Origin of the sequence: Pseudomonas rubra (genome assembly GCF_028656935.1) — a bacterium.
Lineage (GTDB): Bacteria > Pseudomonadota > Gammaproteobacteria > Pseudomonadales > Pseudomonadaceae > Aquipseudomonas > Aquipseudomonas rubra.
This window is the reverse complement of the sequence record NZ_JAMDGZ010000019.1, coordinates 46,997-70,787: the sequence shown is the minus strand read 5'-3', so window position 1 is coordinate 70,787 and position 23,791 is coordinate 46,997. Positions and strand designations below refer to the sequence as shown.

The 23,791-nt window shown below is 62.2% G+C and carries 16 protein-coding genes; 4 read left to right on the top strand and 12 right to left on the bottom strand.

The features are described 5' to 3' along the window. Positions 1-76 precede the first annotated feature (76 nt). The 8 genes from M5G17_RS09835 to pilM all read right to left on the bottom strand — a co-directional run bounded on the left by M5G17_RS09835 (position 77) and on the right by pilM (position 12,781). Positions 77-1,495: an FAD-dependent oxidoreductase gene (locus M5G17_RS09835; protein WP_045193948.1), complete on the bottom strand. Its 1,419-nt coding sequence runs from the start codon at positions 1,493-1,495 to the stop codon at positions 77-79. A 33-nt stretch (positions 1,496-1,528) separates the two neighbouring features. Then, positions 1,529-5,974: a glutamate synthase large subunit gene (gene gltB / locus M5G17_RS09830; RefSeq protein ID WP_273892736.1), complete on the bottom strand. Its 4,446-nt coding sequence runs from the start codon at positions 5,972-5,974 to the stop codon at positions 1,529-1,531. A gap of 362 nt (positions 5,975-6,336) precedes the next feature. Next, positions 6,337-7,941, bottom strand: coding sequence for an SPOR domain-containing protein (locus M5G17_RS09825; RefSeq protein ID WP_273892735.1), 1,605 nt, complete (start codon positions 7,939-7,941; stop codon positions 6,337-6,339). 16 nt (positions 7,942-7,957) lie between these two features. After that, the gene (gene aroB / locus M5G17_RS09820) at positions 7,958-9,055 is read right to left on the bottom strand and encodes a 3-dehydroquinate synthase (RefSeq protein ID WP_273892734.1); all 1,098 of its coding nucleotides are present in this window, start codon (positions 9,053-9,055) and stop codon (positions 7,958-7,960) included. Positions 9,056-9,154: 99 nt separating this feature from the next. Next, the gene (gene aroK, locus M5G17_RS09815; protein WP_273892733.1) at positions 9,155-9,673 is read right to left on the bottom strand and encodes a shikimate kinase AroK; all 519 of its coding nucleotides are present in this window, start codon (positions 9,671-9,673) and stop codon (positions 9,155-9,157) included. 4 nt (positions 9,674-9,677) lie between these two features. Next, on the bottom strand, positions 9,678-10,919 hold the full coding sequence (locus M5G17_RS09810; RefSeq protein WP_273892732.1) for a type IV pilus secretin PilQ: 1,242 nt from the start codon (positions 10,917-10,919) through the stop codon (positions 9,678-9,680). A 24-nt stretch (positions 10,920-10,943) separates the two neighbouring features. After that, entirely contained in the window at positions 10,944-11,798 is an 855-nt protein-coding gene (locus tag M5G17_RS09805; protein ID WP_273892731.1) for a pilus assembly protein PilP, read from the bottom strand. Then, complete coding sequence (gene pilM, locus M5G17_RS09800) at positions 11,795-12,781, bottom strand: pilus assembly protein PilM (protein WP_476453924.1); 987 nt, start codon at positions 12,779-12,781, stop codon at positions 11,795-11,797. Before pilM ends, M5G17_RS09805 begins: the two co-directional genes overlap by 4 nt. 249 nt (positions 12,782-13,030) lie before the next feature. On the opposite strand from pilM, the gene M5G17_RS09795 reads away from it, so the two are divergent. Beyond that, positions 13,031-15,484, top strand: coding sequence for a penicillin-binding protein 1A (locus M5G17_RS09795; protein WP_420793371.1), 2,454 nt, complete (start codon positions 13,031-13,033; stop codon positions 15,482-15,484). Positions 15,485-15,669: 185 nt separating this feature from the next. On the opposite strand, the gene M5G17_RS09790 is transcribed toward M5G17_RS09795, so the two are convergent. The 3 genes from M5G17_RS09790 to rpmE all read right to left on the bottom strand — a co-directional run bounded on the left by M5G17_RS09790 (position 15,670) and on the right by rpmE (position 18,156). Further along, positions 15,670-16,938, bottom strand: coding sequence for a malic enzyme-like NAD(P)-binding protein (locus tag M5G17_RS09790; RefSeq protein WP_273892728.1), 1,269 nt, complete (start codon positions 16,936-16,938; stop codon positions 15,670-15,672). 178 nt (positions 16,939-17,116) lie between these two features. Next, on the bottom strand, positions 17,117-17,938 hold the full coding sequence (locus M5G17_RS09785; RefSeq protein WP_273892727.1) for a thermonuclease family protein: 822 nt from the start codon (positions 17,936-17,938) through the stop codon (positions 17,117-17,119). 2 nt (positions 17,939-17,940) lie between these two features. Further along, the gene (gene rpmE, locus M5G17_RS09780) at positions 17,941-18,156 is read right to left on the bottom strand and encodes a 50S ribosomal protein L31 (RefSeq protein ID WP_130262468.1); all 216 of its coding nucleotides are present in this window, start codon (positions 18,154-18,156) and stop codon (positions 17,941-17,943) included. Positions 18,157-18,327: 171 nt separating this feature from the next. Here rpmE and M5G17_RS09775 point away from each other — a divergent pair, with 171 nt between their 5' ends. From M5G17_RS09775 to M5G17_RS09765, 3 genes are all read left to right on the top strand, one after another. Then, positions 18,328-20,547 carry a primosomal protein N' gene (locus tag M5G17_RS09775; protein ID WP_273892726.1) on the top strand — a complete coding sequence of 740 codons (2,220 nt, stop codon included), beginning with the start codon at positions 18,328-18,330 and terminating at the stop codon, positions 20,545-20,547. A 191-nt stretch (positions 20,548-20,738) separates the two neighbouring features. Next, complete coding sequence (argS, locus tag M5G17_RS09770) at positions 20,739-22,475, top strand: arginine--tRNA ligase (protein WP_273892725.1); 1,737 nt, start codon at positions 20,739-20,741, stop codon at positions 22,473-22,475. 1 nt (position 22,476) lies between these two features. Beyond that, on the top strand, positions 22,477-23,166 hold the full coding sequence (locus M5G17_RS09765) for an SPOR domain-containing protein (RefSeq protein WP_130262462.1): 690 nt from the start codon (positions 22,477-22,479) through the stop codon (positions 23,164-23,166). A gap of 48 nt (positions 23,167-23,214) precedes the next feature. On the opposite strand, the gene M5G17_RS09760 is transcribed toward M5G17_RS09765, so the two are convergent. Further along, complete coding sequence (locus M5G17_RS09760; RefSeq protein ID WP_273892724.1) at positions 23,215-23,634, bottom strand: TM2 domain-containing protein; 420 nt, start codon at positions 23,632-23,634, stop codon at positions 23,215-23,217. Positions 23,635-23,791 lie beyond the last annotated feature (157 nt).

Sequence of the window (23,791 nt, the reverse complement as noted above, 5' to 3'; positions counted from 1 at the left end):
CCTTTTGTCTATCGACTTGTGACAGGTCAATAGATTTAGTTAAAAGCATCGCTGGCAAGCCAGCGATGAGGCCCTATCAGACCCCGAGGTAATCCAGAATCCCCTCGGCAGCATTGCGCCCCTCGAAGATCGCCGTCACCACCAGGTCAGAACCGCGGACCATGTCGCCACCGGCGAAAATCTTCGGGTTGCTGGTCTGGTGCTTGTAGGTGTTCTTCTCCGGCGCCACCACGCGGCCCTGGCTGTCGGTCTGGATGCTGAACTGCTCGAACCATGGCGCCGGGCTCGGACGGAAGCCGAAGGCGATGACCACGGCATCGGCCGGGATGATCTCTTCGGAACCCGGAATCGGCTCGGGGCTACGGCGACCCCGGGCGTCGGGCTCGCCGAGACGGGTCTCGACCACCTTCACACCCTCAACCTTGTCTTCGCCGACAATCGCAATCGGCTGGCGGTTGTAGAGGAACTTCACGCCCTCTTCCTTGGCGTTCTTCACCTCTTTGCGCGAGCCAGGCATGTTCGCCTCGTCACGACGGTAGGCACAGGTCACAGCCTTGGCCCCCTGGCGGATGGAGGTGCGGTTGCAGTCCATCGCCGTGTCGCCGCCTCCGAGCACCACGACCTTCTTGCCCTTCATGTCGACGAAATCTTCCGGCGACTTTTCAAAGCCCAGGTTGCGGTTGACGTTGGCCACCAGAAAGTCCAGGGCATCGTGCACGCCCGGCAGGTCTTCACCCGGGAAACCGCCCTTCATGTAGGTGTAGGTGCCCATGCCCATGAACACTGCGTCGTATTCTTCGAGCAGTTGCTCCATGCTGACATCCTTGCCCACCTCGGTGTTGAGGCGAAACTCGATGCCCATGCCGGTGAAGACTTCGCGGCGATTGCTCAGCACGGTCTTTTCCAGCTTGAACTCGGGGATGCCGAAGGTCAGCAGGCCACCGATTTCCGGGTTGCGGTCGAACACCACCGGAGTCACCCCGCCGCGCACCAGCACGTCGGCACAGCCCAGGCCCGCTGGGCCGGCACCGATAATGGCAACGCGCTTGCCAGTCGGCTTGACCTTGGACATGTCCGGGCGCCAGCCCATGGCGAAGGCGGTGTCGGTGATGTACTTCTCTACCGAACCGATGGTCACCGCGCCGAAGCCGTCGTTGAGGGTGCAGGCACCCTCGCACAGGCGGTCCTGCGGGCACACCCGGCCGCAGACTTCCGGCAGGGTGTTGGTCTGGTGCGACAGCTCCGCGGCGGCGAGGATGTTGCCTTCGGAGACCAGCTTCAACCAGTTGGGGATGAAGTTGTGCACCGGGCACTTCCACTCGCAGTACGGGTTGCCACAGCCCAGGCAGCGGTGGGCCTGCTCGGCCGACTGCTGGGGTTTGAAGGGTTCGTAGATTTCCACGAACTCTTTCTTGCGTTGACGCAACAGTTTCTTCTTCGGATCCTTGCGCCCGACCTCGATGAACTGGAAGTCATTACTCAGACGTTCAGCCATGTTCAAAACCTCATCAAACTCTTCAGGCGCATATCACTGCGGGTTGGCACGGGTGCTGGACAGCAGGTTCTTCAGGTTGGCCGCCTTGGGCTTGACCAGCCAGAAGCGCCGCACGTAGTCGTCCAGGTTTTCCCAGAGCTCACGCCCCCATTCGCTGTTGGTTTCTTCGACGTATTCAGCCAGCACGCGTGACAGGTGGCTGCGATAAGCCTCCATGGCCTCGCCGCTGATGCGCTGGATCTCGACCAGTTCATGGTTGAGCTTGTCGACGAAGCTGTTGTCCATGTCCAGTACATAGGCAAAACCACCGGTCATGCCCGAGCCGAAGTTGTAACCGGTCTTGCCCAGAACGCAGACAAAGCCACCGGTCATGTATTCACAGCAGTGATCGCCTGTGCCCTCGACAATCGCGTGGGCACCGGAGTTGCGCACGGCAAAGCGCTCGCCCGCGGTACCTGCGGCGAACAGCTTGCCGCCAGTGGCACCGTACAGGCAGGTGTTGCCGATGATGGCGCTGTGCTGGGTGGCGAACGGGCTGCCCACAGGCGGCACGATCACCAGCTTGCCACCGGTCATGCCTTTACCGACGTAGTCGTTGGCATCACCTTCGAGGTACATGTTCAGGCCACCGGCGTTCCACACCCCGAAGCTCTGCCCGGCAGTGCCCTTGAAGCGGAAGGTGATCGGTGCCTTGGCCATGCCCTGGTTACCGTGCAGGCGGGCGATTTCGCCGGAGATCCGCGCGCCGATGGAACGGTCGCAGTTGCAGATATCCAGGGCGAACTCGGCGCCCGACAGGTCGCGAATGGCTGGCAGCGCCATGCCGACCATCTTCTCGGCCAGCACGCCCTTGTCGAACGGAGGGTTGCGCTCGACTTCACAGAACTGCGGCTTGTCGGCCGGCACGTGCGGGCTGCCCAGCAGCGGGCTGAGGTCCAGGTGCTTCTGCTTCTCGGTTTCGCCGGGGAGCATTTCCAGCAGGTCGGTACGCCCAATCAGCTCGCCGAGGCTGCGCACGCCGAGCTTGGCCAGCCATTCACGGGTCTCTTCGGCGACGTAGGTGAAGAAATTCACCACCATGTCGACGGTGCCGATGTAGTGATCCTTGCGCAGCTTGTCGTTCTGGGTGGCAACGCCGGTGGCGCAGTTGTTCAGGTGACAGATACGCAGGTACTTGCAGCCCAGGGCGATCATCGGTGCGGTGCCGAAGCCGAAGCTTTCGGCGCCGAGAATCGCCGCCTTGATCACATCCAGGCCGGTTTTCAGGCCGCCGTCGGTCTGCACCCGGACCTTGCCGCGCAAGTCGTTGCCGCGCAGGGTCTGGTGGGTTTCAGCCAGTCCCAATTCCCACGGCGCGCCGGCGTACTTGATCGAGGTCAGCGGCGAAGCGCCGGTACCACCGTCGTAACCGGAGATGGTGATCAGGTCAGCGTAGGCCTTGGCCACACCGGCGGCGATGGTACCGACGCCGGCTTCTGCCACCAGCTTGACCGAGACTAGCGCCTGCGGGTTGACCTGCTTGAGGTCGAAGATCAGTTGCGAGAGGTCTTCGATCGAGTAGATGTCGTGGTGCGGCGGTGGCGAGATCAGGGTCACACCAGGCACGGCATAGCGCAGCCGAGCGATCAGGCCGTTGACCTTGCCGCCTGGCAGTTGCCCGCCTTCACCCGGTTTGGCGCCCTGGGCCACCTTGATCTGCAGCACTTCGGCGTTGACCAGGTACTCGGGGGTAACGCCAAAGCGGCCGGTGGCCACCTGTTTGATTTTCGAGCTCCTGATGGTGCCATAGCGGGCCGGGTCTTCGCCGCCCTCACCGGAGTTGGAGCGCGCGCCCAGGCGGTTCATCGCCTCGGCCAGGGCTTCATGAGCTTCCGGCGACAGCGCGCCGAGGGAGATACCGGCGGAGTCGAAACGCTTGAGGATGGCTTCCAGCGGTTCGATCTCGCTCATCTCCAGCGGCTGCTCCAGGGTTTTCACCTTGAGCAGGTCGCGGATCATCGATACCGGACGCTTGTCGACCAGCGCGGTGTATTCCTTGAACTTGGCGTAGTCGCCCTGCTGCACGGCGGCCTGCAGGGTATTGACCACATCCGGGTTGTAGGCGTGGTATTCGCCACCGTGGACGAATTTCAGCAAGCCACCCTGCTGGATCGGCTTGCGCGCGCTCCAGGCTTCGGCGGCGAGCAGCTTCTGCTCGTTCTCGATGTCGACGAAACGTGCGCCTTTGAGGCGGCTGGCAACGCCACGGAAACTCAGCTGGACGACTTCCTCGGACAGGCCGACGGCCTCGAACAGTTGCGCACCCCGATAGGAACCCACGGTCGAGATGCCCATCTTCGAGAGGATCTTCAACAGGCCCTTGGAGATGCCCTTGCGGTAGTACTTGAACACCTCATCCAGGTCACCGAGCACTTCGCCGGTGCGGATCAGGTCGGACAGTACTTCGTAGGCCAGGTACGGATAGACGGCCGAGGCACCGAAACCGATCAGCACGGCGAAGTGATGCGGGTCGCGGGCAGTGGCGGTTTCAACCAGGATGTTGCTGTCGCAACGCAGGCCCAGCTCGGTCAGGCGGTGATGCACGGCACCCACCGCCAGCGACGCATGCACCGGCAGCTTGCCCGGGGCTATATGACGGTCGCTCAGCACCAGTTGAGTCTTGCCGCTGCGCACGGCTTCTTCAGCCTGGTCGGCGATGTTGCGCACCGCAGCTTCCAGGCCAAGGCCTTCGGCATAGTTGAGGTCGATCAGCTGACGCTCGAAGCCGGGGCGGTCGAGGTTCATCAGCGAGCGCCACTTGGCCGGCGAGATCACCGGCGAGCTGAGGATCACCCGCGAAGCGTGCTCGGGAGATTCCTGGAAGATATTGCGCTCGGCACCCAGGCAGATCTCCAGCGACATGACGATCGCTTCACGCAGCGGGTCGATCGGCGGGTTGGTGACCTGGGCGAACTGCTGGCGGAAGTAGTCGTAGGTCGAACGCACGCGCTGCGAAAGGATCGCCATCGGCGTGTCATCGCCCATCGAGCCGACTGCTTCCTGACCTTGCTCACCGAGCGGACGCAGGACCTGATCACGCTCCTCGAAGGTGACCTGGAACATCTTCATGTACTGCTTGAGCTGGTCAGCGTCATAGCTGGCCACGCCCTGGTCGTCGCTGAGGTCGGCCTGGATGCGCAAGGCATTCTGGCGCAGCCAGCGCTTGTACGGGTGGCGCGACTTCAGACGGTTGTCGATGGCATCGGTGTCGAGGATCTGCCCGGTTTCGGTGTCCACGGCGAAGATCTGCCCCGGGCCGACGCGGCCCTTGGCGATAACATCTTCGGGCTTGTAATCCCATACGCCGATTTCCGACGCCAGGGTGATGTAGCCGTTCTTGGTGGTGACCCAGCGCGCCGGACGCAGACCGTTACGGTCGAGCAGGCACACCGCGTGGCGACCTTCGGTGAGCACCACGCCAGCCGGGCCGTCCCACGCTTCCATGTGCATGGAGTTGTATTCGTAGAAGGCGCGCAGGTCGGCGTCCATGGTCTCGACGTTCTGCCACGCCGGCGGAATGATCATCCGCACGCCACGGAACAGGTCAATGCCGCCGGTGACCATCAGTTCGAGCATGTTGTCCATGCTCGAGGAGTCGGAACCGACGCGGTTGACCAGCGGGCCTAGCTCTTCCAGGTCCGGGATCAGGTCGTTGGCGAACTTGGTGCGACGGGCCTGAGCCCAGTTGCGGTTGCCGGTGATGGTGTTGATCTCGCCGTTGTGGGCGAGGAAGCGGAACGGCTGCGCCAGCGGCCATTTCGGCAGGGTGTTGGTCGAAAAGCGCTGGTGGAACACGCAGATCGCGGTTTGCAGGCGCTCGTCGCTCAGGTCCGGATAGAAGGCGGTAAGATCCGCCGGCATCATCAGGCCTTTGTAGATGATGGTCTTGTGCGAAAAGCTGCAGATGTAGTGCTCGGTATCGGCGGCGTTGGCCACCGAAGAGCGCCGACGGGAGCTGAACAGCTTGATCGCGAATTCCTGATCGCTCAGGCCGTCGCCGCCGATGAACACTTGCTCGATCTGCGGCAGGCGCTCCAGAGCCAGGCGGCCGAGAACGCTGGTGTCGATCGGGACTTTGCGCCAGCCCACCAGTTGCAGACCAGCCGCGAGGATCTCGCGGTTCATGTTGTCGCGCGCCGCTTCAGCCTTGGCGTTGTCCTGATTGAAGAACACCATGCCGACCGCGTACTGCTTGGGCAGTTCATTGCCGAACTGTTCGCGGGCCACGGCGCGCAGGAACTGATCGGGCTTTTGCATGAGCAGACCGCAACCGTCGCCGGTCTTGCCGTCGGCGTTGATCCCACCACGGTGGGTCATGCAGGTCAGGGCCTGGATGGCCGTTTGCAAAAGGTGGTGGCTGGGTTCGCCCGTCATATGGGCGATCAGGCCGAAACCACAGTTATCCTTGAATTCTTCGGGATGGTACAGACCTGTTTTCATAGACACTTTCTCACCAGGTTCGCCTCTCACCAAGGCAAATCTTTTTTAGTACAACCACTTACCATCCACGCCGAACGAATGCCAGCTTTGCGGGGGCAATAGGGGAGCCATTGTTGCACAGCGACAGGGAAGCCCACAAATTTACGACGAAATGTCGCAAATCCATGTCGCATTTTTGAATGTTTTTAAGCGTGCGCCGTGGTAACGGCATGGCTTGAGTCTGAAGCGTTTCAGCCTGGACTGCAAGATGGGCTTGTGGCCGGCAGTCTGGGACAGAAAAGCCTGCCGCGCAGTACGCAGCAGGCTTGACCGATGTTCAGGAGTCGCTCAGCAGGTGGCGGGGGTAGTGCCACCAGGCTAGGTCAGCGGGTCGAGGCCAGTTCTTGTTGGACGCTGGCGACGGTACGTGGCCAAGGTTTACCAGCCTGGACCTTGGCTGGCAAGGCTTTGATTGCAGCCAGGGCGGCATCACGGCTGGCAAAGTTGCCGTAGGTGATGACATACAGCGGCTTGCCCTGCAGGTTTTTCTTGAAGTAGCGATAGTCGCCACCTTGAGCCTTCACGTAGGCCTGAGCCGACGCTTCGGAACTGGTGCCTAGGATTTGCACAACATAATTGCCCGGCTTCTGCCCGGCATACCAGGTACCACCAGCTGCTGGCTTGGCGGCCGGCTTCTCGGCAGGCTTGGGTGCAGGTTTGGCAGTTGCAACCTGGGTAGGCGCAGGCTTGACAACAGGTGCAACCGGCTTACTGACAACGGGAGCAACCGGTTGCTGTACCGGTGCAACCGGCTGCACCGCGGCAACAGGCTGTGCAGGTGTTGGCGCCGGGCCTGCGGCGACACCCGCAGGAGGCGCGATGGCGGTGACGGTCGGCGGCTGCAGCGCGGTTTCACCCGCCGGCGTAGACTCTTCGCCTTCGCCCATGCCGGTTGATTCAGCCAGCGGGCCACGCATGACCGGTTGCGACTGGCCTACCAGCGGCAGCGGCATCGGTTGCGAGTTGCCGGCAAATTCGATGGCCGGGCCGCCATTGTTCGACTGGGCAGTGCCCGGTTGGCCCTGGCCCAGCGGCAGTTGCGCCTGCTCGGCAGGAGCCGTGGGCGCCTGATCGCCTTTCTTCGGCATCAGCACGGCAGCCGCAACAGCGACCACAACAACTGCAGACAGCGCCAGCACATGTTTCTTTGGCATATTGAACCCCATAGATGGTCGCTTCGCCGTGGTCCGGCTGGCGATCATGGCTTCGATCAAGGTATCGCGGGCGACCTGGTTGATTGCCCCAGGCCAGCCGTCAGAGTTTTGGTGGATATCAACGATCTGTTCGCTGGTAAACACCTCGATACCACGCCCGGCACCTTCCAGGCGCTGCTCGAGGTACTCACGGGTTTCTTCTTCGCTGTAGGGCTCAAGCTCGATGACATGAAAGCGCTCCTGCTCGGCATTGAGCTCGTCCAGCCCGGCAATCAGTGATGACTCGCCAAACAGGAATACATGCGGACGCCCTTCCGGAGTGCCCGCCGCCAACTCCAGCAAGGCTTGGAGTGCCGACTCGCCCAGTTGTTCCGCATCGTCAACCAGCAAATAGACTTCCTGCCCGGTCAATGCCAGTTGCACCACCTGGGAAAGGATCTCCGGCACTTCAGCCTGAGCCACACCCAGCGACTGGGCGACCTGACCGAGCAGGGCGGCCGCATCGCTGGCGCCACGGGCGGAAACCACCACGCTCTGCACCGACTGCTTGTTGGTGCTGGCCACCAGAGCCTGGCGCAGCAAGGTCTTGCCGCTGCCCTGCGGGCCGGTAACCACCAGCAGCAAATGGCTGTAGCGAGCCAGGTGATGCAGCTGGCCCAGCACTGGCTTGCGCTGGGCGGGGAAGAATTTGAAACCCGGCACCCGTGCAGCGAAGGGGTCGTGGTTCAACTGGTAATGGCCGAGAAAGGCCTCGTCGGCATGCAAACTAGTCATCGGACGCTCATCAACCTCAAAGCTGGGCCACGATTGCGCGGTAATCCGCCGCCAACGTGGCCTGAAGAATCTCTTTCGGATAGTCGTCGGTGATCACCGCTTCGCCCATGCGGCGCAGCAGGACCAGACGCAGACGACCGTCGAGTACCTTTTTATCTACTGCCATGTGTTCCATGAACTGCGCCGGGGTCATTTCCACTGGCGGCACCACCGGCAGGCCTGCGACCTGGAACAGACGGATACCACGGTCACGCTCCTGCTGGCTGATCCAGCCCAGGCGCATGGACATTTCCAGGGCCATGACGGTGCCGGCAGCAACGGCCTCACCGTGAAGCCAGACACCATAGCCCATGTGGGTCTCGATGGCGTGGCCAAAGGTGTGCCCCAGGTTCAGGGTGGCACGCACACCCGACTCGCGTTCATCGGCACCCACCACGGCAGCCTTGGCCGCACAGGAACGGCAGATGGCTTCGGTCAGTGCCACCTGATCGAGGTTGCGCAGGGCCTGCATGTTCGCTTCGAGCCAAGTTAGGAAGGGTTCGTCACAGATCAGGCCGTACTTGATCACCTCGGCCAGGCCCGCCGACAGCTCGCGCGGTGGCAGGGTATTGAGGCTGCGGGTGTCGATCAGCACCGCATTGGGCTGATAGAAGGCGCCTACCATGTTCTTGCCCAGGGGATGGTTGATGCCGGTCTTGCCCCCCACCGACGAATCGACCTGGGACAGCAAGGTCGTCGGCACCTGGATGAAATCCACACCGCGCTGATAGCAGGCGGCGGCGAAGCCGGCCATGTCACCGATCACTCCGCCGCCAAGGGCGACTACGGTCGTGCGGCGATCGTGACGGGCAGTCAGCAGCGCATCGAAGATCAGTTGCAGGGTTTCCCAGTTCTTGTGCGCTTCACCATCGGGCAACACCACTGGCAGCACCGAATAGGCACCCAGGGCCTTGCTCAGGCGTTCAAGATAGAGGGGCGCGACAGTCTCGTTGGACACGATGGCGACCTGCCGGCCAGCGATATGCGGCGCCAGCAGCTCAGGTTGATCCAGCAGGCCTTCGCCAATGTAGATCGGGTAGCTACGTTCGCCCAATTCGACCTTAAGTGTCTGCATGTGTCCCCACAATGAACTAAGCGCGGCATCGATGGCTCGAACCGCGCGATAACGGTGTGCCCTGTCACGGCATGACTGGTCGCCGAGGATAGTCCTGGCTTAACGGGGCGGCAACTTCTGCAAGCGTTCGAGAATATCCAGCACCACCATCCGCGGTGGCCGTTCGTCGGTTTCCACCACCAGATCGGCAATCTCGCGGTAAAGCGGGTCGCGAACCTCCAGCAGCGCACGCAAGGTCGCCTCCGGATTGGCCGTGCGCAGCAGCGGCCGGTTGCGGTCGCGCGAGGTACGCCCAACCTGTTGCTCGACCGAGGCGTGCAGATACACCACCCGCCCGCCGGCATGCAAAGCCTGGCGGTTGGCATCGCGCATCACCGCGCCGCCGCCGGTAGCCAAAACCAAGCCATCGAACGCGCACAACTCGGCGATCATCGCCTGCTCGCGGTCACGAAAGCCCGGTTCGCCTTCCTTATCGAAGATCCACGGGATATTGGCGCCCGTGCGCAATTCAATTTCCTTGTCGGAATCCTTGAATGGCAGGCGCAGCTCTTTGGCCAGCAGGCGGCCGATGGTGCTTTTGCCAGCACCCATGGGCCCCACAAGTATCAAATTTCGCACAGAATCAACGACTCACAGCAATCGCCTGGTCACTCATGATACGCGGAGTCAGGAAGACCAGCAGCTCGGATTTTTTCTCTTGTAGAACATCGCGACGAAACAGCCGCCCAACATACGGCACATCGCCGAAAAATGGCACCTTGTCGACAACTTTACTTTGCACCGTCGAGTACACGCCGCCAATGACGATGGTCTGACCATCCTCAATGCTCACCTTGGCATTGACCTCGTTCTTGCGGATCGCTGGCACGTGGTCCAGGGCATTGAGATAGTCGGGTTCATCCTTGGTTACCTTGACCGCCATGATCACCCGGTTGTCCGCAGTGATCTGCGGGGTGACTTCCAGAGACAGCGATGCCTCGCGAAAGGTCACGGATGTGGCACCGCTGCCGCTGGTTTCCTGGTAAGGCACCTCGGTGCCCTTGAGGATCCGTGCGGTTTCCTTGTCGGCGGTGACCACCTTGGGCTGGGAGATGATCTCGCCATTGCCGGTCTTTTCCATGGCACTGAGCTCCAGATCAAGCAGCACGTTGTTGCGCACCAGTCCCACGCCGATACTGGCTGCCGCCCGATCGACCCCGAGATCGACAAAGGTATCGCCGCTACCCAGGCTCAGGCCCTTGCCCAACTGCACCGCCCCACCCCAGCGAACCCCCAGGGCCTTCTCGAAATCGACATTGGCTTCGACGATGCGCGCCTCGATCATGACCTGACGCACCGGTACATCCAGCTCACTGATCAGCCTGCGCAGCTCTTCCAAACGTTCCGGCGACTGGCTGGCAACCAGGGTATTGGTACGCTCGTCGACACTCAGCGAACCGTGGCTGGCACCGCCGGCCTCGTGGGCCATCAGGGCATGAAATATCTCGGCGATATCAGCGGCCCTGGCGTGATGGATCGGAATCAGTGCGCGCCGCGACGGTGCTGATCCGGCTATCTCGGCAAGCGGTGCGACCAGCAGCACATTGCCTTCCATGCGCTGTTCCAGACTCTTGCTGCGCAGCACCAGACCCAGGGCCTGCTCCCAGGGCACATCCTCCAGGCGCAGGGTCACCGTGCCCTGTACCGCGTCGCTAGCCACCAGATTGAACCCGGAAAAATCTGCCAGCACCTGCAGTACCGTGCGCACCTCGACATCCTGAAAGTTCAACGACAACGGCTCGCCACCGTTCAACTGCTTGCCGGCAACAGCGCCTGCCGATAACCAGCTCCACAACAACACTGCAATGACACCTCCCTTGCCCATCGATGACCTCCCTGGTCAGCATCTTCAACGCAGAGCGAGTGTTCGCCGCCGCGCTTGCCAGCCTTGGCCGGCAACAAAAACCTGCTCGACGACTGCTAGTTGCCGCTCACTGACCTCGACAACCTGCCCCTCGTCACGCCCCAATCGGTCGCCAATCTGCAACCGATACACCCGGCCTTGTGCCTGAACCAGCGCGTAGTAGGCCCCTCCACTGGCAAGGCTGCCGACCATCTCGAATTGCTCCAGCGCCAAGCCCTGCAGAACATCGACAGCTGCCTGCGGTGCGGCAGGCGCGAATGGATTGCGCAGCGCGGCAACAATCCGTCGCTCGGCAGGCTCTGGCGGCGGGCCCTGCTCAAGGGAATGCAATGCATGAGGGCGGTAGGACCTGGCTTGCAGCTCCACCAGCACCAGTCCCGCATCGACCGGTTTTAGCGAAAGGGCGTGCACGGTCACCAGCCGCGACTGACCGGCCAGATCGGTGAAGAACGCGACAAGAGCGGAAAAGGCGCCACTAAGGCGCAACTGAAGGGGCAACCCCTGGTAATGCTCAGTGGCCAACACATCGAGCACCTGTAACTGCTCGATAACCACCGCATGGGCCTCAGCCAGGCGAGACAGGGTTTCGAACAATTCGGGCTCCTCCCCCACAGCCAGCAACTGCCGGCGGGCCTGGTGCAAACGGCTGTGCAATGTTGCTGCCCCCTCAGTGCTGCTTGTGCCCTCGAGCGACAGTTGACCTGCGCCCTGACCTGCCTGCATCAACAACGGCCGCAAATGCAGGGAATAGGCCACACCCATCAGCAATGCCAGCAGCCCCATCAGCGCCAAGACCTGCAAAGGCCAGGTGCCTTTCGCCAGCGGACTCCAGACGTTCAAGGCGCAGCCTCCAGGATTGCCTGCAATTCGAACTCATGACCCTGATCGAATGCGCTCATGCGCTGCACCGTTGCAGAGCTGATCAAAGAAGAAGAGGAAAGACCGGCCGCCAATTGCACCACCGCAGACGCCGACGGAGCCATCCCGGTGAGTCTCAGCGCAGTCTGCTCCTGGCCAAGGGCGGTAAAATACACGCCGTCAGGCATGGCCAGATCAAGCTGTTCGAGCATATCCACGACAAAGTAGCGGGCCACCTGCAAGCCTTCCAATGCACGCAGTTCAGGCATCAGGACTTCAGGCTGCCCAGCCACATCTATTGACGCAGTCAGGCCATGCGCCTGCTCCTGCAATACGCTGCGACCATGCCGGTCGACCAGCCAGGTGACAACAGCCGCCAGCAGCACAACACCCACACAGCCGACCTGAAACCTTCGAATACGCAACTGGTCGCGCCGTTCACGCCATGGCAGCAGATTCAGCCGCTCGCCACCCATGGCCAGGCCACAGGCGACGATCAAGGATGAGGCCAGCGCCTCATCGCCCTGCGGCATTGCCACATCGCCCGTGGTTGCTCGCTGCAATGCCTGGCTGTCGACCTCCAGCACCCTTGCGCTCAGCCCGGCGACTTCGAAGGCGGCCTCCAGCGCATCCAGCACACCGCGATGACAGGCTATAACCGCCAGCTGGGTCCCCCCTGCAGCACCGGCAGCCCGCTCCAGCACCTTATAGTCCAGCGCGATGTCTTCAAGATCAAAGGGGATGAACTGCTCGGCGGCATCACGCACACACGCAGCGACCTCGGCATCACTCAGGCCCGCCGGCAGCGCCAGCTGCTTGTTGATAGCACGGCTCGCCGGCAATCCCACGGCGGCCAGGCGACAGCCGCTGCCACTGCGTTGCAGCGCACGCATCAAGGCTTGACCGACGACCTCAGGATCAGCGATCCAGCCGTCGAGCATGGCCCCCCGCGGGCAGCGCCTCAATCGCCCAGGCCTGCACGCACCAGGCCTCTTTGCGACGGTGCAACTGCACCAGCCGAATGGAAGGAGGGGAGATTTCTATCCCCAGGAGTGAACCGGCATCCTTGCCCAAGCGTCCAAGCATTGGTTTTTTCCTTGCAGCCGCGCGCATAACGCGGCGAGTTGAAAAATGCTTATAATACCCAGCGTTTATCCTTTGTCCGCTGGCCCCGCGCGCAACCCACTCTTCTATCTGGACGCCCAAAAGCCTTGATACGCCTGCTGAAGTTTTTCTGGTGGTCTTTCGTCGCAGTCATCTGCGCGCTCGTGCTCGGTCTGAGCGGCGCATTTCTGTATCTTAGCCCCAGCTTGCCCTCGGTAGAGGCCCTCAGAAGCATCCAGTTGCAGATCCCTTTGCGGGTCTACAGCAGCGACGGCAAGCTGATCGCCGAGTTTGGCGAAATGCGCCGCTCGCCCATCCGTTTCGCCGATATTCCGCCGCATTTCATCCAGGCGTTGCTCTCGGCTGAAGACGACAATTTCGCCAATCACTACGGCGTCGACCCCAGCAGCCTGATGCGCGCTGCAACACAATTGCTCAAGTCCGGGCACATCCAGACCGGCGGCAGCACCATCACCATGCAGGTGGCGAAGAACTTCTTCCTCAGCAGCGAACGCAGTTTCTCGCGCAAGACCAACGAAATCCTCCTGGCCCTGCAGATCGAACGCGAACTGACCAAGGACGAGATTCTCGAGCTGTACGTCAACAAGATCTACCTGGGCAACCGCGCCTACGGGATCGAGGCGGCAGCCCAGGTGTACTACGGCAAATCGATCCGCGAGGTGAGCCTGGCGCAGATGGCGATGATTGCCGGCCTGCCTAAAGCGCCATCGCGTTTCAACCCGCTGGCCAACCCGGTACGCGCCAAGGAGCGTCGTGACTGGATCCTCGGGCGCATGTACAAGCTCGGCAAGATCGACGAAGCCAGCTACCAGGCCGCACTGGCCGAGCCGATCAACGCCAGTTATCACGTACCGACGCCAGAAGTCAGCGCCCCGTACATTGCCGAAATGGCCCGCGCCGAAATGGTCGGCCGCTACGGCAGCGACGCCTACACCGAAGGCTTCCGCGTCACCACCACGGTGCCAAGCGACCTGCAGGAAATCGCCAACAAGGCTGTACTCGACGGCCTTAGCGCTTACGACGAACGCCACGGCTACCGCGGCCCCGAATCGCGCTTCCCGGGCAAGACCCGCGACGCCTGGCTGCAGGAACTGAGCAAGCAACGTCCTCTGGGCGGCCTGGAACCGGTGATCGTCACTGAAGTGACCAAGGCCGGCCTGCAGGTTCTGACCCGCGCCGGCAACCAGGAGTCCGTGGCCTGGGACACCATGAAGTGGGCCCGCCCGTTCCTCAACACCAACAGCCAGGGCCGCGCACCACAGCAGCCTTCGGATGTTGCCCAGATCGGCGACCTGATCCGCGTGCAGCGCCTGGAGGATGGCAGCCTCAAGTTCAGCCAGGTGCCGGGCGCGCAGAGCGCCCTGGTGACGCTAGACCCGAACAGCGGTGCGATTCGCGCACTGGTTGGCGGCTTCTCGTTCGAGCAGAGCAACTACAACCGCGCCATGCAGGCCAAGCGCCAGCCGGGTTCGAGTTTCAAGCCATTCGTCTACAGCGCCGCACTGGACAACGGCTACACCGCCGCGACTCTGGTCAACGATGCGCCGATCGTGTTCGTCGACGAGTACCTGGACAAGGTCTGGCGCCCGAAGAACGACACCAACACCTTCCTCGGCCCGATCCGCATGCGTGAGGCGCTGTACAAGTCGCGCAACCTGGTGTCGATCCGCCTGCTGCAGGCCATGGGTGTCAGCTCGACCATCGAGTACATCAGCAAGTTCGGCTTCAACAAGCAGGACCTGCCGCCCAACCTGTCCCTGGCCCTGGGCACCGCGACCCTGACCCCCATGGAAATCGCCACGGGCTGGAGCACCTTCGCCAACGGCGGCTACAAGATCAGCCCGTACCTGATCGAACGCATCGAAAGCCGCAACGGCGAGACCCTGTTTACCGCCAACCCACCGCGAGTACCGCAAGCCGAGCAGGTCGAGGAAGGCATTGCCGCACCCGAGCAGCCGATCAGCACGCAAATGCCAGGCGAAGCCCCAAGCAGCGTTGCCAGCAACCCGACCGCCGCCATTGCCCAGCCGCCAGCCGTGGCCGAGCGCATCGTTGACGGGCGCACTACCTATATCCTCACCAGCATGCTGCAAGACGTGATCAAGCGCGGCACCGGGCGCCGCGCCCTGGCCCTGGGTCGTACCGACCTTGCCGGCAAGACCGGCACCACCAACGAGTCCAAGGACGCCTGGTTCTCTGGTTACAACGCCGATTACGTGACCACGGTCTGGAGCGGTTTCGACCAGCCGGAAACCCTCGGTCGTCGCGAGTACGGCGGCACCGTGGCGCTGCCGATCTGGATGAGCTTCATGGGCGCCGCGCTCAAGGACAAACCCAACCATGCACCGGCCGAGCCGGAAGGCATCCTCAGCCTGCGCGTCGATCCGGTCAGCGGCCGGGCGGCCACACCGAGTACGCCGAATGCCTACTTCGAGTTGTTCAAGGCCGAGGACACGCCGCCGTCGGTGAATGAGCTGGGTAACGGCAGTGCGCCAGGCAGCCCACTGCCAGCGGATGAGGCGGCACCGATCGACCTGTTCTGATGACCAATGGGGCTGCTTCGCCAGCCCATCGCCGGCAACGCCGGCTCCCACAATCGAGCTGCGTATGCTGAACCTGTGGGAGCTGGCCTTGCCAGCGATGAAGCCAACATCGATCTACAGACGATCACGCACAAAAAAGCCCCGACTCTCACGAGCCGGGGCTTTTTGTTTGACGCTACAACAACTTAGCCGTTGAACACGTCATCCACGCTTTTGAGCGGGTAGTTCTTCGGATATGGCAGGGTTGCCACGCCGGTCTCGATCGCGGCCTTGGCCACGGCGTCGGAAACCAGGGTGATCAGACGGGCATCCATTGGCTTGGGAATGATGTACTCACGGCCGAATTCCAGGGAGTCGACACCATAGGCTGCACAGACTTCCTTAGGCACTGGCAGTTTGGCCAGGTCTTTCAGGGCGTTTGCAGCGGCGATCTTCATTTCTTCGTTGATGCGCTTGGCACGAACGTCCAGGGCACCGCGGAAGATGAACGGGAAGCCCAGTACGTTGTTGACCTGGTTCGGGTAGTCGGAACGACCGGTGGCCATGATCACGTCATCACGGGTGGCGTGAGCCAGCTCCGGGGAGATCTCTGGGTCCGGGTTGGAGCAGGCGAACACGATCGGGTTCGGCGCCATCGACTTCAGGCCTTCAGCACTCAGCAGGTTCGGGCCGGACAGGCCGACGAACACGTCAGCGCCTTGCAGGGCGTCTGCCAGGGTGCGCTTGTCGGTCGCGTGGGCAAACACCGCCTTGTACTGGTTCAGGTCGTCACGGCCAGCGTGGATCACGCCAGTGCGGTCAACCATGAAGATGTTCTCGATCTGCGCACCCATGCTCACCAGCAGCTTCATGCAGGAGATGGCGGCGGCACCGGCGCCCAGGCAGACGATCTTGGCGTCGGACAGGGTTTTGCCAGCGATTTCCAGGGCGTTGATCATGCCGGCGGCGGTCACGATCGCGGTGCCGTGCTGGTCATCGTGGAATACCGGAATATCGCACTGCTCGATCAGGGTGCGCTCGATCTCGAAGCACTCTGGCGCCTTGATGTCTTCAAGGTTGATGCCACCGAAGGTGATGGAAATGCGGCGTACGGTATCGATAAAGGCTTGCGGGCTTTCCGATTCGACTTCGATGTCGAACACATCGATACCGGCGAAACGCTTGAACAGAACGCCCTTGCCTTCCATGACTGGCTTGGAGGCCAGTGGGCCGAGATTACCCAGACCAAGGATGGCGGTGCCGTCGGAAATGACTGCTACCAGATTGCCCTTGCCGGTGTACTTGTAGGCCAGTTCCGGATCGCGACCGATTTCGCGAACCGGCTCAGCCACGCCAGGGCTGTAGGCCAGCGCCAGGTCGCGTGCAGTCGCGGTAGGTTTGGTGAGCTCGACGCTCAGTTTCCCCGGACGAGGCTGAGCATGGTATTCGAGAGCGGCAGTTTTCAAATCTGACATGGTGGGCATTCCGCTATTTACTGTTCTGACGGACCGCCGAGGATACGCAAAGAGCAAAGGGCCGACAAGACTGCCCGGTCACTTGTGTCAAGGGCTTTAACCTACGACTTTCCGCCAAGAGCCACAGCCTGCAAGGGTTTCGATGTGTACAATTGAAATTAAAAATGTAGACAATATTTTATCTTTCGACCCTTTCCAGCATCGACGGATCCGTCAATGGCAGTAGCCAGCGCTGTTGCCCAGGTTTCAAGCCGCCTTTGCGGGAACGATCCAGCACCCAGCCGCGCGCTTCGATGGATCGACCTTTCAGATCGGTGAGGAACGAGGAGGGGAAGTTGCGCTGCAAGCGCGCCGGCACCTGAAGCACCAGGGAGTCGTCGATTTCGATCCAGATACCCCCGCGATTGCGCTCGATACCCATCACCTTGCCACTTATCAGCGCAAAACCGGACTGACGCAACTCGCTCGCCTGTGTCAGTGGCGATTGCCGCCAAAGGCCTTTGCCGGCCTGACGAGCGGCGCGCTCGGCCTGCTCCTGACAGCCTGTCAGCGAGACGTTTGGCGCCACCGCAACACGGTAGCCAAGGCCTTCACTGAGCAGTTGTGCTTCGAAATTGTCGCCAGAGCGGCTGTAGACGTGCGCCAGGGTACGGTCGTATTTGTCCCGCGACTCGACACCCGGAACCAGGCCCACCTGGCCGCCACTGGCCTTGACCAGGGCCTGCAAGCGCTGGCGTGCAGCCTCGGCGAAGGCTTCGCTGGTGCGACCTTTGCGACCGATTTCCGGCGCGTTGATACCAATCAGACGAACACTGCGGCCATCATTCAGACGCAAAGTATCGCCATCGACCACCTGGCGCACGCTGACTACCTGGGCATCGACCGGCGCCGCGCAGAACGCCTGGGCCGGCAACTGCCAAATCGCGCCCATAAAAAAGGCGCCCACAAGGGACGCCTTTTTCAGCAGCAATGCCAAACCCATGGGGCCAGCGTCGCGCAATCTTACTTCTTGGCACCGAACATGCCGAAGCGATCTGCGAACTTCTGTACGCGGCCGCCGGTGTCCAGGACCTTCTGCTTACCGGTGTAGAACGGGTGGCAGAGGTTGCAAACGTCGATCGGCAGTGGCTTGGCCAGAGTCGAACGAGTTACGAATTTGTTACCGCAGCTGCAGGTAACGTCTACAGCTTCGTATACCGGATGGATATCGGCTTTCATGGTGTTTCCTCAGTGCTGACGTGCCGCCACTCAACACCATTGTTGAATACCGCACGCAAAATAGGGTCGGAATAATACCAGAGCAAACAGCCAACGCAAGTTGTCGCTTACACCGGCGGTCGTCTGCTAGGCTCGCCGAGTCCTGGAATCCCCCTGCAGAGAACCTTTCGCGTGTCCGACGTCATTCTACGCCTTGCCCTGCCCTCGCCCCTGCGGCGGCTGTTCGACTACAGGGCACCGGCGAGCATGGCGCGCCAGGCACTGACTCCGGGCATGCGTATCCGCGTACCGTTCGGTCGGCGCGAAATGATCGGCATCCTCATCGAGATCAGCGACGCCAGCGAGGTGCCGGCCGACAAACTGAAACCGGCAATAGCCTTGCTCGACCCGGTGTCGCCGCTGCCACCGGCGCTGTTCAAGCTGTGCCTGTGGACCGCGCAGTATTATCAGCACAGCCTCGGCGACACCCTGAGCTGGGCCCTGCCGGTGCTGCTGCGCCAGGGTGAACCGGCGCAAGCGCGCCAAGAACGCTTCTGGCAAGTAGTACCGGGCGCACGCCTGGACGACCCGCGCATTGCCCGCGCACCGCGTCAGCGCGAAGCCCTGGCAACCCTCGCGCAGCACCCCCACGGCGTTGCCCATGCTTTATTGAATAAACTGATGCTGAGCAAGGACAGCCTCGACCTGCTGCTGGCCAAGGAACTGGTGCAGGTCGAAGTGCGTCGCCACCTGCCCCAGGAGCGCCACGAGCGCTGGCTGGCGCAGCCGGAGCTCCCCCTCAATGATGAGCAGCGCGCCGCGTTCAATGCGGTGCGTTCAGGTTTTGACAGTTTTCATGCCTTTCTCCTGGCCGGGGTCACTGGCAGCGGCAAGACCGAGGTCTACCTGCAACTGATCCGCGAAACCCTCGAAGCCGGCAAGCAGGCGCTGATCCTGATTCCGGAAATCAACCTGGGGCCGCAAACCCTGGCGCGTTTCGAACAGCGCTTCAACGCCCGTATCGCCTTGCTGCACTCGGCGGTCAACGACCGCGAGCGCCTGGATGCCTGGCTGGCCGCTCGCGATGGCGAAGCCGACATCATCATCGGTACCCGCTCGGCGCTGTTCACTCCGATGAAAAACCCCGGGCTGATCATCATCGATGAAGAGCACGACGGCTCTTATAAACAGCAGGAAGGCCTGCGCTACCACGCCCGCGACCTGGCGCTGGTACGCGCACGTCAAGAGAACATCCCAATCCTGCTGGGCTCGGCCACGCCGTCACTGGAGAGCCTGCACAATGCCCACAGCGGTCGCTACGGCCTGCTGCGCCTCAACCAGCGCGCCGGCGGCGCCCAGCAGCCGCGTTTCTTGCGCCTGGATGTAAAAAGCCGGCCACTGGACAGCGGTATCAGCGGGCCAATGCAGCAAGCCATTGGCCAGACCCTGGCGGCGGGCCAGCAGGTACTGGTGTTCCTCAACCGTCGCGGCTTTGCTCCGACGCTGCTATGCCATGACTGTGGCTGGATGTCCGAATGCCCCCGCTGCGATGCACGAATGACTGTGCACCAGCGCTCCAATGAACTGCGTTGCCATCATTGCGGCTATGACGAGCGGGTGCCACGCCAGTGCCCGCAGTGCAACAAGGTCGACCTGCGTCCGGTCGGCGCTGGCACCGAGCGCGCCGAAGAGCGCCTGAACATTCTCTTTCCGGATTACCCGGTGCTGCGCGTCGACCGTGACAGCACCTCGCGCAAGGACGCGATGAACCAGTTGTTCGCCACCATCCAGCGCGGCCAGCCGTGCATCCTGGTCGGCACCCAGATGCTCGCCAAAGGGCACCACTTTCCACGGGTGACCCTGGTGTCGATCCTTGATGCCGACGGCGGGCTGTTTTCGGGGGATTTTCGCGCCAGCGAGCGCATGGCGCAGATGATTGTTCAGGTTGCCGGGCGCGCCGGCCGCGCCGAAGAGCCGGGCAAGGTGATCATTCAAACCCACCTGGCCGACCATCCTTTGTTGGTGCAACTGACCGAGCAGGGCTACTTCGCCTTTGCCGAGCAGGCCCTGAGCGAGCGCCGTGCTGCCGGTCTGCCGCCGTTTGCGCATTTGGCCTTGTTGCGCGCTGAAGCACATAAGCCGGGGCAAGCCGAGGGCTTTCTGGATGAGGCCTGCAGCGCCGCCGAGCAGTTGCTGGCCGAACAAGGCCTGCACGGTATCGAGCTGCTCGGCCCGGTGCCCGCACCCATGGAGCGTCGTGCCGGGCGCTTTCGCGCGCAATTGTTGCTCCAGGCCAATGCCCGGGCACCTTTGCATCGACTGATCAGCGCCTGGTTGCTAGTGTTGGAACAAATGCCGTCCGGGCGCCAGGTGCGCTGGTCGCTGGATGTCGATCCGGTGGATCTGTATTGATCCCTGTGGGAGCTGGCCTTGCCAGCGATGCAGACACCTCGCATTCACTGACAAAGCGCTGATGCAATCGCCGGCAAGGCCGGCTCCCACAGGGATTGGTGGTTGGCAACCTCGCCTCGGCAACGGATAATGTCCAGTTTTTCCACCTGCGCATCGAAGCGCCGCCGCGCTTGCGGTCGAAAGAGAAGCCCATGAAAGACACCATTCGCCAGCTGATCCAGCAAGCCCTCACCCAACTCGTCACCGACGGTGTGCTGCCTGAAGGGCTGACGCCGGCGATCCAGGTGGAGAACGCCCGGGACAAGACCCACGGTGACTTCGCCAGCAACATCGCGATGATGCTGGCCAAGCCCGCCGGCATGAAGCCTCGCGATCTGGCCGAGAAGCTCATTGCCGCCCTGCCTGCCGACGAGCAGGTCAGCAAGGTCGAAATTGCCGGCCCCGGCTTTCTCAACTTCTTCCAGAACACCCAGGCCCTGGCTGCACGCCTGGATGCTGCCCTGGCCGACGCCAAGCTGGGCGTGCACAAGGCCGGCCCGCAGCAGAAGGTGGTGGTCGACCTGTCGGCACCGAACCTGGCCAAGGAGATGCACGTTGGCCACCTGCGCTCGACCATCATCGGCGATGCCGTGTCGCGCGTGCTGGAGTTCCTCGGCGATGACGTGATCCGCCAGAACCACGTCGGCGACTGGGGCACCCAGTTCGGCATGCTGATGGCCTACCTGCAAGAGAACCCGATCACCAGCGACGAGCTGTCGGACCTGGAGAACTTCTACCGCGCCGCGAAGAAACGCTTCGACGAATCCGAAGACTTCGCCGACCGCGCCCGTGGCCTGGTGGTCAAGCTGCAAGCCGGCGATCCGGAATGCCTGAAGCTGTGGACCCGCTTCAAAGACATCTCGCTGTCGCACTGCCAGAAGACCTACGAGCTGCTCAACGTCAAGCTGACCATGGCCGACGTCATGGGCGAGAGCGCCTACAACGACGACCTGGCCAATGTCGTCAACGACCTCAAGGCCAAAGGCCTGCTGGTCGAGAGCAAGGGCGCCCAGTGCGTGTTCCTTGAAGAGTTCAAAACCGCCGAAGGCGAGCCACTGCCAGTGATCGTGCAGAAAGCCGATGGCGGCTACCTGTACGCCACCACCGACCTCGCCGCCGTGCGCTACCGCAGCAATGTGCTTAAGGCCGATCGCGCCCTGTACTTCGTCGACCAGCGCCAGGCCCTGCACTTTAACCAGGTGTTCGAAGTGGCCCGCCGCGCCGGCTTCGTCGGCCACCCGATGCAGATGGAACACATGGGCTTCGGTACCATGAACGGCGCCGACGGCCGTCCGTTCAAGACCCGCGACGGCGGCACGGTGAAGTTGATCGACCTGCTGACCGGAGCCAAGGAGCGTGCCTACGCCCTGGTCAAAGAGAAAAACCCGGAGCTGGCCGAGGCCGAACTGCGCACCATCGGTGAAGTGGTGGGGATTGGCGCAGTAAAATACGCCGACCTGTCCAAGCACCGCACCAGCGACTACAGCTTCAACTTCGAATTGATGCTCAACTTTGAAGGCAACACCGCGCCTTATCTGCTGTACGCCTACACCCGTGTTGCTGGCGTGTTCCGCAAGCTGGGCAAGAACTTCGACGAAGTCGACGGCCAGATCATCCTGCAAGCACCCCAGGAGCAGGACCTGGCCGCGCGCCTGGCGCAGTTTGGCGAGATCCTCAACAACGTCGCCGAAAAAGGCACGCCGCACGTGCTGTGCACCTACCTGTACGACGTTGCCGGCCTGTTCTCCAGCTTCTACGAGAACTGCCCGATCCTCGGCGCCGACACCCCTGAACAACAGCAGAGCCGTCTGCGCCTGGCAGCACTGACTGGCCGCACCCTCAAGCAAGGTCTGGAACTGCTCGGCCTGGAAACCCTGGAGCGCATGTAAGTTGGCTGCCAAGAAAAAACCCGCACCCAAGCGCGGCGCCAGTCGCTATCAGCCACCGGCCAAGCAACCGATCCCGGGCTGGCTGTGGCTGGCAATCGGCCTGTCGGTGGGCGCCTTTGTCGTGTTCCTGATGAAGCTTGAGCCTGGCAACGACGAGGTCAAGCGCACCAAGCCCGAACAGCAGAAGGCCGAGAAGGTCGCCGAAGCCAACAAGACCGCGCCAAGCCCGCAGCAGCCGGTAAAGCCCAAGTACGACTTCTACACCTTGCTGCCGGAATCGGAAGTGATAGTGCCGCCTGAGGCCGTGCCGGAGAAAACCCCGCCGGTGCCGGCGCAACCTCCGGTCACCCCGGCGGAAGCGGCGAAGATCGACACCGCCCGCGCCCAGGCCGCACTGTTGGGCCAGACGCCACCGCCAGCACCGCCGGTGATCAAGCCGGCGGCCACCACCCAGTTCTTCCTGCAAGCCGGCTCGTTCCGCAAGCAGGCGGATGCCGACAAGGTCCGCGCGCAGATCATACTGCTCGGCCAGGCGGTCAAGGTGGAGTCCGGTACGGTGAAGGAAGAAACCTGGTACCGCGTACTGGTCGGCCCGTTCAGCAACCGTGAACAGCTGACCGTGGCGCAGAAGCAACTGGCCGGCAGCGGCTTCAGCAACTTGCTGTTGCAGCAGCGCCAGACCCGCCAGTAACTCCGCCCCAAGGCCTTGTCGCAGCACACTGCGACAAGGCCTCAGGCTTCAGCGCCGCTGGGCGTTGGCCAGTGACACCTGGGTATTGAGCGTCCAGAAGTCATACAGCACCCCCACCAGAAACAGCCCGCCAGTGCACAAGTAGATCAAGCCCGTGATCCACTTGCCCTGGTACATGCGGTGCACGCCAAATACTCCCAGGAAGGTCAGCAGGATCCACGCCAAGCTGTAGTCCAGAGGACCCGGCTGAAAGCGCAGGTCGGCTTCGCGGTCCATTGCCGGAATCAGGAACAGGTCGATCAACCAGCCGATGCCGAGCAGGCCCAGGGTGCAAAACCAGAGGGTGCCGGTGACCGGCTTGCCGTAGTAGAAACGGTGTGCGCCAGTGAAGCCGAAAATCCACAGCAAATAGCCGATCACTTTGCTGTGGGTATCATGTAACGGACCGCCCTGTTGATAACTGTTCATTCATAGCCCCTGTGGGTTATCGATAAATTTTCTAAAGAAAAATGTGACTTTTGCGTGGCAACCCGACGCGTGGTCATTCGCCACCCTGCCGCCCGCAAACCCCTATCCCATCTGGCTCGCGCCTTTCCAATGCAGGCAAATCGCCGCTTTTGCCGGT

What these genes read in the sequence shown, in the direction of transcription:
- M5G17_RS09790 (WP_273892728.1), bottom strand. Translation starts at nt 16,938, where the DNA reads ATGTCAGATTTGAAAACTGCCGCTCTCGAATACCATGCTCAGCCTCGT.
- M5G17_RS09760 (WP_273892724.1), bottom strand. Translation starts at nt 23,634, where the DNA reads ATGAACAGTTATCAACAGGGCGGTCCGTTACATGATACCCACAGCAAA.
- aroB (WP_273892734.1), bottom strand. Translation starts at nt 9,055, where the DNA reads ATGCAGACACTTAAGGTCGAATTGGGCGAACGTAGCTACCCGATCTAC.
- argS (WP_273892725.1), top strand. Translation starts at nt 20,739, where the DNA reads ATGAAAGACACCATTCGCCAGCTGATCCAGCAAGCCCTCACCCAACTC.
- M5G17_RS09825 (WP_273892735.1), bottom strand. Translation starts at nt 7,941, where the DNA reads ATGACTAGTTTGCATGCCGACGAGGCCTTTCTCGGCCATTACCAGTTG.
- M5G17_RS09835 (WP_045193948.1), bottom strand. Translation starts at nt 1,495, where the DNA reads ATGGCTGAACGTCTGAGTAATGACTTCCAGTTCATCGAGGTCGGGCGC.
- gltB (WP_273892736.1), bottom strand. Translation starts at nt 5,974, where the DNA reads ATGAAAACAGGTCTGTACCATCCCGAAGAATTCAAGGATAACTGTGGT.
- M5G17_RS09810 (WP_273892732.1), bottom strand. Translation starts at nt 10,919, where the DNA reads ATGGGCAAGGGAGGTGTCATTGCAGTGTTGTTGTGGAGCTGGTTATCG.
- rpmE (WP_130262468.1), bottom strand. Translation starts at nt 18,156, where the DNA reads ATGAAAGCCGATATCCATCCGGTATACGAAGCTGTAGACGTTACCTGC.